Origin of the sequence: Kytococcus sedentarius DSM 20547 (assembly GCF_000023925.1) — a bacterium.
In the GTDB taxonomy this organism is placed as follows: domain Bacteria; phylum Actinomycetota; class Actinomycetes; order Actinomycetales; family Dermatophilaceae; genus Kytococcus; species Kytococcus sedentarius.
Genome location: NC_013169.1, coordinates 207,382 through 219,265, shown reverse-complemented (window position 1 = coordinate 219,265; position 11,884 = coordinate 207,382). Strand labels below are relative to the sequence as shown.

The following is an 11,884-nucleotide window of genomic DNA, read 5'->3' as shown; positions in this document are numbered from 1 at the left end:
GTGTATGCTGTGGTCATGAGTGCACTGGAGCACCGTATGCAGCTGCTGCTCGACGAGCGCCGCATCACCTTGCTGCGCGAGCGCGCGACCGAGCGTGGGGTGTCCGTCTCCACGGTCGTGCGCGACGCCATCGACGCCTCGTTCGAGGACGACGACATGGCTCGCCGCGCACAGGCGGCCCGCGATTTCTTGGCGCTGACGGCTGACAACGCGCGGCACGAGGCAGCCGAGCCCGCGGACCTCAAACGTGCAGTGCACGACGCGATGGATGCAGAGCTCATCGCCAAGTTGGAGCGCTTGTGACCGCCGTCTTCATCGACTCCACGATCCTGCTCCACGCAGCAGGCGGTGATCACGCCATGAGGGCACCGAGCCGTCGGTGGCTGGAGGCCGCAGCGTCCGGCGGCATGGCGCTCCACGCCAGCGTCGAGGCAGGGCAGGAGTTCCTCTTCCACCGCCTGCGCAAGTCCACACCCGAGCAGGCCACGGCACAGTTCGGCCTGATCGACGGACTCATCACGTGGCACCCCTTCGACGAGGAGGTCCTCCGCCGTTCGGTCGCCCTGGCCGCTACCGGCGCCCTCGGCGGGCGTGATGCCATGCACGCCGCGACCGCACTCGCCGCCGGCTTCACCGAGATCGTCTCCGCCGACCGCGACTTCGATAAGGTCCCGGGACTGGCCCGCCGCGACCCCGGCGACCTGCCCGACTGACCACGCCGCGCCCATGCGCCCGCCGCCGCCGACGGCCGCCATCCAAGGGGGACCGATGACCTCGCTCAACACACCCGATGCCGTGCGCGCCCGCGCCGCGGAGCTCGACGCCGCCGACGAGCTGGCTCACCTGCGGGAGCGCTTCGTGCCCATGGACGCCTGCGGCACCGTCGGCGGCGCCGTGCTGTCCTACCTGGACGGCAACTCGCTGGGGCGCCCGCTGAAGAGCGCGGCGGAGGCGCTCGACCGCATCGTGTCCGAGGCCTGGGGGACGCGCCTCATCCGCTCCTGGGACGAGCAGTGGATGGAGCTGCCGCTGCGGCTGGGTGACCGGCTGGGCGAGGTGGCGTTGGGCGCGGCCCCGGGGCAGGTGGTGGTGGCCGACTCGACCACCGTCATGCTCTACAAGCTGCTGCGCGCCGGCCTGGCCGCGGCGCAGGCTGCCGATCCCGCGCGCCGCGAGATCGTGGTGGACACGGGCAACTTCCCCACCGACCGGTACGTGGCGGAGGGCATCGCCGCGGAGTGCGACGCCGAGCTGGTGTGGATCGAGGCCGATGCCGGCACCGGCGTGACCACCGAGCAGGTCCGCGATGCCGTGGGCTCCGCCACCGCCGCGGTGGTGCTGAGCCACGTGGCCTACCGCTCGGCGTACGTGGCGGACCTGCCGGCCATCACGCAGGTGGTGCACGAGGCCGGCGGGCTGGTGCTGTGGGACCTGTGCCACTCGGCCGGCGTGGTGCCGGTGGACCTGGACGAGCACGAGGTGGATCTGGCGGTGGGTTGCTCCTACAAGTACCTCAATGGGGGGCCTGGGGCGCCGGCGTTCGGGTACGTGGCCGCCCGTCACCAGGAGCGCATGACCCAGCCGATCCAGGGGTGGATGGGGCACGCCGAGCCGTTCGTGATGGGGCCGGGTTACCAGCCTTCGCCGGGCATGCGGCGCTTCATCTCCGGCACGCCGCCGGTGCTGGGCATGGTGCCGCTGGGCGAGATGGTCGAGCTCGTGGCCGACGTGGGGCTGCCCGCCCTGACGGCCAAGGCCACGGCGCTGACGGAGTTCGCCATCGAGGTCACCGACGGCCTGCTGACCCGCCACGGGGTGAGCGTGGACTCCCCCCGGGACCCGGCCCAGCGCGGCGGGCACGTCACCCTGGGCCACCCGGCGGCCCGCGAGGTGATCGCCGCCCTGTGGGAGCAGGGCGTCATCCCCGACTTCCGTGAGCCCGATGGGGTGCGCCTGGGCATGTCCCCCGCCAGCACCTCCTTCGCAGAGGTGGCCGAGGGTCTCCTGTTGCTGGACGCGGAGCTCGAGCGCGCCGGCCGCGGCTGAGGCCGGTCAGTCGCTGATGAGCACCACGGCGCGCTCGGTCACCACAGGGATCTCCACGGTTGTCACCCTCCCGTCGCACTCGACGCGGAGGAATACGGACTCGACTGAATCCTCCGGCTCGGCACCCAGCACACCATCCCCAACGGTTGCGTCGGACGGCGCGTGGGAACTGCTCTCCCAGTCATCCGCTAGGCGACAGTCCCCCGACGGGAAAGAGAAGCGTTCGGCATAGAATTCACGGGATCGCTGATCATCCTCCTCCACAGGAACCGTGCCCACCACCATTCCTCGTGCAGCATCTCCATCGCCCCTCTCCACACGGTGGTAAAAGGGCTCTTCACGAACGAGGGTGTAGTCGGTTGAGCGCGTCGGTGGCCGGGTAGGGGTCGAGGTCTCCCGGATGATGGAAGTTCTTCACGCTCGCCATCCCGAAAGACCTCGACGTGCTCCACCCTACTTTCGCGACCCCTGACCTGACCACGTTCTGCCGCCTCGACGAGCTCGGCCTCGTCGCCGTCGGCCAGCTGATCGAGCCGGATCGGGCCACGATCGAATGCCGCGTCGTCGAGGACGACCCGCGGTGTCGGAAGTGCGGTGTCGAGGGCGTGCCACGGGACACGGTGACGCGCCCGCTGGCGCATGAACCGTTCGGGCACCGGCCGACGACCCTGCTGGTGCGGGTGCGCCGGTACCGGTGCGGACACTGCCGGCGCACGTGGCGGCAGGACATGACGCGGGCAGCGGCGCCGCGTGCGAAGATCTCCCGCGGCGGCCTGGAGTGGGCGCTGCGGGGCATCGTCATCGACCACCTCACCGTCACCCGCGTCGCCGCAGGTCTCGGGGTGTCCTGGAGTGCCGCGAACGCCGCCGTCCTCGCGGAAGGCAAGCGGCGCCTGATCGACGACCCCGCCCGGTTCGACGGGGTCACCACGATCGGTGTCGACGAGCACGTCTGGCGACACACGAGGCTGGGCGACAAGTACGTCACCGTGATCATCGACCTCACGCCCGCGAGGAACAAGACCGGGCCGGCGAGGCTGCTGGACATGGTCGAGGGCCGCTCCAAGGCGGTGTTCAAGCAGTGGCTCGCCGCCCGCCCCGCGGACTGGGCGAAGCGGATCGAGGTGGTCGCGATGGACGGCTTCGCCGGGTTCAAGACCGCTGCCGCCGAGGAACTCCCCGACGCCGTCCCCGTCATGGACCCGTTCCACGTGGTCCGCCTCGCCGGCGACGCGCTGGATGTCTGCCGGCGTCGGGTCCAGCAAGACACCACCGGTCACCGCGGGCTCAAGGGCGACCCGCTCTACAAAGCCCGCCGCACCCTGCACACCGGGGCGAGCCTGCTCACCGACCGGCAGCGGGCACGCCTGGACGCAGTGTTCGCGAGCGAGGAGCACGTCGAGGTCGAGGCGACCTGGGGCATCTACCAGCGCATCGTCGCGGCCTACCGGGAGCCCGACAAGAAGAAAGCGAAGGCGATGATGCAGGAGGTGATCGCTGCGATCAGCAGCGGCGTTCCCGCGGCGCTCGTCGAGGTCCGCAAGCTCGGCCGGACCATGAAGCAGCGGGCGGGCGACATCCTCGCGTTCTTCGACCGCCCCGGCACCAGCAACGGCCCGACCGAGGCCATCAACGGGCGACTCGAACACCTCCGCGGCTCCGCCCTCGGCTTCCGCAACCTCACCCACTACATCGCTCGGTCGCTGCTCGAAGCCGGAGGGTTCAGACCCGCGCTACACCCTCGTTCGTGAAGAGCCGCATTACTGCCACGTCTTTTTTGGGGGACCGACGCACTGGGAGCCTGACTACAACATGGAATCGTGGCGCCCCTATGCGAGTTGGTGGCGTCAGGCTCAGAACAAGTGCAACCCGTGATGGCCAAGATGAGGACGATTAAACCGCTTTTCGCGATGATGTGTGTCAGTATGGCCGTCTCGGGATGCTCGGGGGTCGGAGCCCCGCACCCACGGGAGGGTGACAGTGTGTCCACGGCCGCCGCCTTTTACCGGCTCTTCACGAACGAGGGTGTAGCGCGGGTCTGAACCCTCCGGCTTCGAGCAGCGACCGAGCGATGTAGTGGGTGAGGTTGCGGAAGCCGAGGGCGGAGCCGCGGAGGTGTTCGAGTCGCCCGTTGATGGCCTCGGTCGGGCCGTTGCTGGTGCCGGGGCGGTCGAAGAACGCGAGGATGTCGCCCGCCCGCTGCTTCATGGTCCGGCCGAGCTTGCGGACCTCGACGAGCGCCGCGGGAACGCCGCTGCTGATCGCAGCGATCACCTCCTGCATCATCGCCTTCGCTTTCTTCTTGTCGGGCTCCCGGTAGGCCGCGACGATGCGCTGGTAGATGCCCCAGGTCGCCTCGACCTCGACGTGCTCCTCGCTCGCGAACACTGCGTCCAGGCGTGCCCGCTGCCGGTCGGTGAGCAGGCTCGCCCCGGTGTGCAGGGTGCGGCGGGCTTTGTAGAGCGGGTCGCCCTTGAGCCCGCGGTGACCGGTGGTGTCTTGCTGGACCCGACGCCGGCAGACATCCAGCGCGTCGCCGGCGAGGCGGACCACGTGGAACGGGTCCATGACGGGGACGGCGTCGGGGAGTTCCTCGGCGGCAGCGGTCTTGAACCCGGCGAAGCCGTCCATCGCGACCACCTCGATCCGCTTCGCCCAGTCCGCGGGGCGGGCGGCGAGCCACTGCTTGAACACCGCCTTGGAGCGGCCCTCGACCATGTCCAGCAGCCTCGCCGGCCCGGTCTTGTTCCTCGCGGGCGTGAGGTCGATGATCACGGTGACGTACTTGTCGCCCAGCCTCGTGTGTCGCCAGACGTGCTCGTCGACACCGATCGTGGTGACCCCGTCGAACCGGGCGGGGTCGTCGATCAGGCGCCGCTTGCCTTCCGCGAGGACGGCGGCGTTCGCGGCACTCCAGGACACCCCGAGACCTGCGGCGACGCGGGTGACGGTGAGGTGGTCGATGACGATGCCCCGCAGCGCCCACTCCAGGCCGCCGCGGGAGATCTTCGCACGCGGCGCCGCTGCCCGCGTCATGTCCTGCCGCCACGTGCGCCGGCAGTGTCCGCACCGGTACCGGCGCACCCGCACCAGCAGGGTCGTCGGCCGGTGCCCGAACGGTTCATGCGCCAGCGGGCGCGTCACCGTGTCCCGTGGCACGCCCTCGACACCGCACTTCCGACACCGCGGGTCGTCCTCGACGACGCGGCATTCGATCGTGGCCCGATCCGGCTCGATCAGCTGGCCGACGGCGACGAGGCCGAGCTCGTCGAGGCGGCAGAACGTGGTCAGGTCAGGGGTCGCGAAAGTAGGGTGGAGCACGTCGAGGTCTTTCGGGATGGCGAGCGTGAAGAACTTCCATCATCCGGGAGACCTCGACCCCTACCCGGCCACCGACGCGCTCAACCGACTACACCCTCGTTCGTGAAGAGCCAGTAATGCTGCTCCCTGATTGACCCCGTATACCAATTGGCCCTGGCCCCGAGCTGTGAGCGGACTTCGTCCTTGTGGTAACTGAACGTGGCTCGACCAGTCCACGTCCTGCCCCAAGCCGTCACGAACGCGTTCACCTTATACCGCTGAGGAGTGCCTGTGACCGTCGACTTGTGGTACAAGCGCTTTCCCAAGTAGGGGTCCGTCACCACGGGGTAGTCGGCGGGCCGCAGCCCAACCTCCTCGACCTCTTGCGTGAGCACGTTCTGCTTCTCATCCCAGGAAAACCTCGTCAGCAGCGAATTTCCCGAACTGGTCACAGCCCAAGCTGGCGCCACGCCTGCAACCAGTTGCCCTCGCTCGTCCTCGAAAGCCACGCCCTGATTGCCCGGGAGAACCTCCACCCTGAACGACTTGGGCATGCTGATCTTGTACTCCGTCTCGAGGTCACCGGGGCCGTTGAACTGTGATAGAAGCTGCATCTCACCCCCCGGTCGCTCTACGGCAGCAGCCATCTCGCCTCCCTTCTTCCGCAGCCTGACTGACGCTCGGTCATCGAGATCCTGATCGCCAAGGTCGTCGACTCGCCTGACAACAATGCCACCCTGCCCCGGCACCGGCAGAAACGCTTCCACCTCCGCGTCACGGCCCCCGGGGCCCGACATTGAACCTCGACCACTACTCGTCGCCAAGCCCTCTTCACCCTCTGGAATGAACCATCCAGAACTGGAATCATGCATACCCCCGCCCTCAGCAACCACGACGTTGCGGCCCCCTCCGTGCGCGCGCACATCCCCCTCTGGGCGCACCGCGATCTCACCCCCATGACCAAACTCAGCGATATCCCACCGAAAACCCTCTTCTTCCCCCCCCCCATCGCTAGACTGTGGGGGACAGACAATCCCACCAGCACCGATACAGCAAGCGCCTTGCACGCTCTCATGCTCCCCCCCTGAGTATTTGGAAAAACCAGTCGCAGCACGTTCACACACCGGGGGGACAGTGTCAAGGCCCGCCTCGGGAGTCGGTCTTCGCGCCCACAACCGGCGCGCCGTCCTCGTGTTGCCTCCATCATCTACCGGGAGGGCAGGGCCTTACGCTGCCTCGCTTCGAGGTGACGGCCATCCGGCTGCGCGCGAGGTGATCGCCGAGCTCTGGGAGCAGGGCGTCATCCCCGACTTCCGTGAGCCCGATGGGGTGCGCTTGGGCATGTCGCCCGCCAGCACCTCCTTCGCCGAGGTGGCCGAGGGGCTGCTGCTGGTCGATGCGGAGCTGGAGCGCGCCGGCCGGCACTGAGGCGGGTCAGTCGCGCCCCATCCGCGCCTCGTTTTCTGCCACCCAGTCGAGGCCACGCCAGTCGGTGGTGGGCTCGCCCTCCCGGAGGGGGCCCTCGGTGGGGACCTCACCGGAGACGCTCCAGAACAACCCGTCCACGGAGCCCGAGCTCACACCCCCCGCGCAGGTTTCCGCATGCTCCTGGGGCACCACACACCATCGGGCAAGGCCAGACGGGCTGCGGTTGATCTGCATCGCGAACCGCGTCACCCCGTCCTCCTCCACCTGGGAAGCCCAGGAGACGAAGGCATCGTCCGGGATCCCGGCAGGTACCAGGAGCGGCCCGTCCGCCTCGGCCTCAGCCAGCGCGGCGGTCAGGTCGATCGGCTCAGGATCCTCCGGAGCGATGCACGCCCTCAGCATCACGCCGGCGGACACCACGCAGAAAAGACGCGCGGCACCTCGGCGGGCACGATTCATCGCGCCACAGTAGCACTCAGTATTCATATCTGAACAGATTTGGCTGATTTCACGTCATATCTGAAAAGTCCGAGACCCTCAGGATCCTGGCGTTGACGTCTGGAACATCCCCGCGTAGACCTCGAGCCAGGCGGTGTGCACGTGGTGCCAGTGCGGGGAGTCCGGGTCCACCAGGTCCGCGTGGTGGGCGCCGGGGACGATGCGGGAGGGTGCCGGGAAGTCCTCCGAGTGCGCCGGGGGAACGGTCGCGTCCTCGGACCCGTGCACGAGCATCACGTGGTCGCGCCCCGCATCAGGCCACAGCAGCCGGGGGTCGAGCTCGGCGTAGGCCTCAGGCGCCTCCTGCGGCCGCGCCCCCACCCAGTCGACAGCCGCGCCGTGCCCCAGGAACTCGGTGGCGGTGCGGGTGAGGTCGTGGGCGCCCGCCAGCGACAGCACGCCCACGGGGGTGCGGCCGGGCTGCAGGCCCCGCAGCATCGCCAGGTGCCCGCCGGCGGAGTGCCCCACCCAGATGCCGGCCACGGGCGCGTCGTACCAGCCGTCCGCTGCCAGCAGGTCGTCCACGGCGAGCAGGTCGTCGAGCGCGGCCCGGGGGTTGCCGGGCTCGCGGCGGTACTCCGGAAGGGCCACGAGGAAGCCGTGGTCGGCCAGCACGTGGGCCGCCGCGCGCAGGTGGGTGCGGTCGATGGTGGGCCGCCAGAAGCCGCCGTGCACGAGCACCGTCACCGGGCGCACCCCATCGGGGCGGCCGCCGAAGGTCTCGACGACCAGCCCGCCGGTGCCGATGTCCTCCCCCGGCTCTGGCGCGGTGTCCACCAGGCGGGCGATGGCTGCTTCCTCGGCCCGGGCGGTACGCAGGATCGGCAGCACGTTGTCAGCCAGCATCGGGGCCAGGAACTCGGGGGAAATCTCGGCGTCGAGCGCGCCGGCATCCACCGGGAGCCAGCGCAGCTCGTCGATCTCGGCGGCCGCCCGCGGCTCCCCCTCGGGACGGGCGTGGAAGACGGTGCTCTCCAGGAGGCGGCCCGGCTCGTTGGCCGCCGGGCCGGAGAACGCGCCGAGCAACTGCATCGATGCGGGGTCCACCCGCAGCCCGAGCTCCTCACCCAGCTCCCGCGCCCCGGTCTGCGCCGGCGACTCCCCCGGCTCCGGCTTGCCGCCGGGGAGCATGAAGCGCTCGGTGCCGCGCTTGCGGACGGTCAGGACGCGCCCCGCATCGTCCTGCACCACCACCCCGGTGACGACGATGGGCGGCTGGTCGGCGGACGTCGCAGTCATGGTGGGCAGGGTAGCGACGTGGGCCGGTCGCCGCCGGTTCGTCGCGGGTGGGCAGACTGGCGATCCATTCGTCGCCCGTGGGGCCTTCACAGCTCGTTTCGCCCCAATCGCGACGAACCGATGGGTGCGGCCCGGCCAGGGCAGACGGATCGGACCTGACCACGTGGCCAAAGGAATGTTTGCAAAGTTTCCTTTGCACGGTTACGGTCACGGCATGACCCCGCCCGAGATCAGCACCCCCGGCCCCGAGGGGCTGCGAGCCCTCTCCCACCCGGTCCGCCTACGGCTCCTGGGACTGCTCCGCACCTCGGGCCCCAACACCGCCACGGGTCTCGCGCAGCACCTCGGCGTCAACAGCGGTGCCACGTCCTACCACCTGCGACAGCTGGCACAGCACGGCTTCATCGAGGAGGACAAGGGCCGCGGCTCCTCGCGCGAGCGCTGGTGGCGGGCGGTCCACCGCTCCACCCGCACCTCCTCCAAGGGGTTGACCCCCCAGGAGCGCGAGACCTTCGGGGCGTACCAGCAAGCCGTGGCGGTGGTCTACTCACAGCAGCTGCAGCAGGTCGTGGAGCAGGCCGAGACACTGCCTGCCGCGTGGCGACGAGCCGGCACCACGAGCGACTGGATGCTGCGCCTGACCCCCGAGCGTGCGCACGCGCTGCGGGACGCCCTCATCGAGGTCATCACGTCCTGGCCCGAGGAGGACGTGCCGGAGGCACAGCCGTACTGGGTCAACCTGAACGCGGCGCTATCGCCCCACGCGATGCCCCCCGCCCCGGACCAGACCTGAGGAGCCAGCGTGAGCGCCCTACCCCTGCGAGGACTGCTGACGGCCGAGACCTTCACGATCACGGCCACCCGGATGAGCATGGTGGTGATCCCGTGGTTCGTCCTGGTGACCACCGGCTCGGCCACGCAGACCGGCCTCGTCTCGGCCGCCGAGCTGCTGCCCCTGGTGGTCTTCAAGGTGCTGGGCGGACCGTTGACCGACCGGCTCGGCCCACGCCGGGTGGCGTGTGTCTGCGACCTCGGGTCGGCCGCCGTGTTCGGACTGATCCCGCTGCTGCACCTGCGCGGCGCGCTGCCCTTCTGGGCCCTGCTGCTGCTCGTCGCCGCCGGGGGCGCGCTGCGGGGGCCTGCCGACGGGGCCAAGCAGGCCATGATCCCCGGCGTCACGGAGCTGGCCCGGGTGCCCCTGGAACGCGTGACCGGCTACCACGGCGCCATCGACCGCGGTTCCGCGATGGCGGGCGCGGCCGCCGCGGGCCTGCTCATCACCCAGCTCGGCGCGCCCCGCACCCTGTTCGTGGTGGCGGCCTGCTTCGTCCTCGGCGCCGCGGCCCTGGGGGCGACCACGGCCGCAGCGTCCCGGCCGAGCGCCCAGCGCGACACGCGCGAGCCGTACCTGCGCTCCCTGCTGGGCGGGTGGGACTTCATCCGCCACGATGCCGTGCTCCTGGGCATCAGTGGGATGGTCGCGGTCACCAACCTACTGGACCTGGCCTGGTCGGCCGTGCTGTTCCCGGTCTGGGCACGCGAGACGGGCGCCGGCGCGGCCGGCATCAGCCTGCTGCTGACGGTCTTCTCGGCCGCCGCCACCGTCAGCTCCCTGGCCGCCGCCCGCTGGGCCCATCGGCTCCCCCGGTTCCGGACCTACGTCATCGGCTTCCTCGTCACCGGACCGGTGCGTTTTGCCGTCCTGACCCTCGGCGCACCCCTGTGGGTGGTGGTCACCGTCTTCGCCGTCACCGGCGCGGCGTCCGGTTTCCTCAACCCCATCCTGGGAGCGGTGATCTTCGAACGGATCCCGGCCGGGCTCACGGGGCGCGTCTCGGCGTTGAGCGCCTCCCTGGGCTGGTCGCTCATGCCACTCGGTGGCCTGCTCGGCGGCCTCCTGGCCTCGGGGCTGGGCTGGCGGTGGGCCCTGTGGGCGCTGGCTGGGGCCTACCTCGTGGCCACCCTCGCCCCGCTGGTGGTGCCCAGCTTCCGGGAGTTCGACACCCGACCCGCGCCGCCCGTGTTGTCCGACCAGGCCGATGCCTCCTGGCCGGCGCAGGAGCCCGCCGCTCAGTAGCCGGTGCGGCCGTCGACGACCTCGCGCAGCAGGTCCGCGTGCCCCAGGTGCCGGGCGTACTCCTCGATGAGGTGCGCGTACACCCAGCGCAGGTTCACCGGGTTCCCGTGGCGGGTGCCGGCGACGGGGGCGTCGAGGTCGGTGACCCCCGCACACCAGGCGCGGGCGCGGTCCACCGCATCGGAGAAGGCGGCGACATCCTGTACGGCGGTCGCGGCCTCGGCATCGAGGAAGTCCCCCTCCGGTGAGGCGGGGGTGAAGTAGACGTCCGGCACCTCCGCACCCGCGACGACCTCACCGCACCAGTACAGCTCCACCTCGGTGAGGTGGCGGACGATGCCCGCCAACGACAGCGACGATGGGGGGACCGCGCGCTGGGCGAGCTGCTCGCCGGTGAGCCCGCCGACTTTGAGCGGCAGGGTCTGTCGGTACAGCTCTACCCACCACTCGAGGTTCTCCCGGTCGCCGGCCAGGAAGGCCTGGTCGGGACGGGTGTCCGGCGGGTCGGGGGTGAGGTTCTGCGCTGCGGTGGTCATGGGGCGAGGCTCGCCGCTGGGGCGCTGCCGGTCAATCGGGTTTCACGGCGCCTGGGTGATGCCGAGCACGGCGGTGGCCACAGTGCGCGCGGCCAGGGCGTCGACCACCTCGGCCGGTGCGCTGCGCAGCGGGCCGGAGACGACCAGCATCGAGAACCCGTGCACGGCCGACCAGCACGGCGCCTCGGCGCCCTCGCGCAGCTCAGCGGCCAGCGAGCCGTCGGCGACCATGCGGTCGAGGGCATCGGCCAGGTGCAGGAAGGGGGTGAGGCCCGAATCGCCAGCGGCCCGGGGGTCGGCGGAGAGCTCGAGGTCCGCCGGCTCGGTGAAGGCCGTGCGGAACAGCCCGGGTTCGGCCCGTGCGGCCTCGATGTAGCTGCGACCCACCGCGGTGAGGTGCGCGGCCCCATCGGCCCGGGCGGGCAGCGCGGCGCGGGCGGCGTCCATCGCGCGGGCCATGGCCGCCTGGCCCCGGAAGGTGACCTCCTGCACCAGGGCGGCGCGGTCAGCGAAGTGGCGGTAGGCCGCGTTCGCACTGACGCCCACCTGGCGGGTGAGCGCCCGCATCGTCAGTGCCTCCGGACCTTTCTCCCGGGCCACGGCCTCTGCCTGCTCGATGAGGGCGGCGCGCAGGTCGCCGTGGTGGTAGCCCCCGCGCGGGGCGGGGTTCTCACCGGGATCGGATGGGGGGCTTGGCACGGGACTCCTTGATGTGTACGGTGAACACATCCTACATGTGGACACCGTTCACATTCCTCTG

14 protein-coding genes are annotated in these 11,884 nt (G+C 70.6%); 7 read left to right on the top strand and 7 right to left on the bottom strand.

All coding sequences use genetic code 11. The features are described from left to right. The first annotated feature begins 15 nt into the window (after window positions 1-15). Genes KSED_RS01055 through KSED_RS01045 form a run of 3 tightly spaced genes read left to right on the top strand, consistent with a single transcriptional unit; the run spans window position 16 to window position 2,046 of the window. Window positions 16-303, top strand: a complete 288-nt coding sequence (locus KSED_RS01055; protein ID WP_143827321.1) for an antitoxin — start codon at window positions 16-18, stop codon at window positions 301-303. Then, window positions 300-713, top strand: a complete 414-nt coding sequence (locus KSED_RS01050) for a type II toxin-antitoxin system VapC family toxin (RefSeq protein WP_012801722.1) — start codon at window positions 300-302, stop codon at window positions 711-713. Before KSED_RS01055 ends, KSED_RS01050 begins: the two co-directional genes overlap by 4 nt. Before the next feature lie 55 nt (window positions 714-768). Further along, on the top strand, window positions 769-2,046 hold the full coding sequence (locus KSED_RS01045; protein WP_012801721.1) for a kynureninase: 1,278 nt from the start codon (window positions 769-771) through the stop codon (window positions 2,044-2,046). 6 nt (window positions 2,047-2,052) lie between these two features. Here the strand turns inward: KSED_RS01045 and KSED_RS01040 are convergent, their stop codons facing one another. Then, the gene (locus tag KSED_RS01040; protein ID WP_143827320.1) at window positions 2,053-2,325 is read right to left on the bottom strand and encodes a hypothetical protein; all 273 of its coding nucleotides are present in this window, start codon (window positions 2,323-2,325) and stop codon (window positions 2,053-2,055) included. Between the two features lie 164 nt (window positions 2,326-2,489). On the opposite strand from KSED_RS01040, the gene KSED_RS01035 reads away from it, so the two are divergent. Further along, window positions 2,490-3,797, top strand: coding sequence for an ISL3 family transposase (locus KSED_RS01035; protein ID WP_012801719.1), 1,308 nt, complete (start codon window positions 2,490-2,492; stop codon window positions 3,795-3,797). Between the two features lie 262 nt (window positions 3,798-4,059). Here KSED_RS01035 and KSED_RS01030 read toward each other — a convergent pair whose 3' ends face one another. Together KSED_RS01030 and KSED_RS01025 are read right to left on the bottom strand one after the other, a co-directional pair. After that, window positions 4,060-5,367, bottom strand: a complete 1,308-nt coding sequence (locus tag KSED_RS01030) for an ISL3 family transposase (protein ID WP_012801719.1) — start codon at window positions 5,365-5,367, stop codon at window positions 4,060-4,062. An 80-nt stretch (window positions 5,368-5,447) separates the two neighbouring features. Next, window positions 5,448-6,239, bottom strand: a complete 792-nt coding sequence (locus KSED_RS01025; protein ID WP_143827319.1) for a hypothetical protein — start codon at window positions 6,237-6,239, stop codon at window positions 5,448-5,450. A gap of 241 nt (window positions 6,240-6,480) precedes the next feature. Between KSED_RS01025 and KSED_RS15715 the strand changes: the two genes are divergently transcribed. Then, on the top strand, window positions 6,481-6,774 hold the full coding sequence (locus KSED_RS15715; protein ID WP_373419161.1) for a kynureninase/PvdN C-terminal domain-containing protein: 294 nt from the start codon (window positions 6,481-6,483) through the stop codon (window positions 6,772-6,774). A 6-nt stretch (window positions 6,775-6,780) separates the two neighbouring features. Here the strand turns inward: KSED_RS15715 and KSED_RS01020 are convergent, their stop codons facing one another. Beyond that, window positions 6,781-7,233, bottom strand: a complete 453-nt coding sequence (locus KSED_RS01020; protein ID WP_143827318.1) for a hypothetical protein — start codon at window positions 7,231-7,233, stop codon at window positions 6,781-6,783. 78 nt (window positions 7,234-7,311) lie between these two features. Further along, the gene (locus tag KSED_RS15580; protein ID WP_012801716.1) at window positions 7,312-8,511 is read right to left on the bottom strand and encodes an NUDIX domain-containing protein; all 1,200 of its coding nucleotides are present in this window, start codon (window positions 8,509-8,511) and stop codon (window positions 7,312-7,314) included. A gap of 214 nt (window positions 8,512-8,725) precedes the next feature. Between KSED_RS15580 and KSED_RS14800 the strand changes: the two genes are divergently transcribed. Both KSED_RS14800 and KSED_RS01005 read left to right on the top strand, forming a co-directional pair. Beyond that, window positions 8,726-9,304: a helix-turn-helix domain-containing protein gene (locus KSED_RS14800; protein WP_012801715.1), complete on the top strand. Its 579-nt coding sequence runs from the start codon at window positions 8,726-8,728 to the stop codon at window positions 9,302-9,304. Between the two features lie 9 nt (window positions 9,305-9,313). Further along, window positions 9,314-10,588, top strand: coding sequence for an MFS transporter (locus KSED_RS01005; protein WP_012801714.1), 1,275 nt, complete (start codon window positions 9,314-9,316; stop codon window positions 10,586-10,588). On the opposite strand, the gene KSED_RS01000 is transcribed toward KSED_RS01005, so the two are convergent. Both KSED_RS01000 and KSED_RS00995 read right to left on the bottom strand, forming a co-directional pair. Then, the gene (locus KSED_RS01000) at window positions 10,582-11,124 is read right to left on the bottom strand and encodes a DinB family protein (protein ID WP_012801713.1); all 543 of its coding nucleotides are present in this window, start codon (window positions 11,122-11,124) and stop codon (window positions 10,582-10,584) included. The genes KSED_RS01005 and KSED_RS01000 overlap by 7 nt on opposite strands. A gap of 42 nt (window positions 11,125-11,166) precedes the next feature. Further along, window positions 11,167-11,823, bottom strand: a complete 657-nt coding sequence (locus tag KSED_RS00995; protein WP_012801712.1) for a TetR/AcrR family transcriptional regulator — start codon at window positions 11,821-11,823, stop codon at window positions 11,167-11,169. Between the last annotated feature and the right edge of the window lie 61 nt (window positions 11,824-11,884).

Coding starts and splice junctions, on each gene's coding strand:
- KSED_RS01055 (WP_143827321.1), top strand. CDS start 16: ATGAGTGCACTGGAGCACCGTATGCAGCTGCTGCTCGACGAGCGCCGC.
- KSED_RS01045 (WP_012801721.1), top strand. CDS start 769: ATGACCTCGCTCAACACACCCGATGCCGTGCGCGCCCGCGCCGCGGAG.
- KSED_RS01020 (WP_143827318.1), bottom strand. CDS start 7,233: ATGAATCGTGCCCGCCGAGGTGCCGCGCGTCTTTTCTGCGTGGTGTCC.
- KSED_RS15580 (WP_012801716.1), bottom strand. CDS start 8,511: ATGACTGCGACGTCCGCCGACCAGCCGCCCATCGTCGTCACCGGGGTG.
- KSED_RS14800 (WP_012801715.1), top strand. CDS start 8,726: ATGACCCCGCCCGAGATCAGCACCCCCGGCCCCGAGGGGCTGCGAGCC.
- KSED_RS01000 (WP_012801713.1), bottom strand. CDS start 11,124: ATGACCACCGCAGCGCAGAACCTCACCCCCGACCCGCCGGACACCCGT.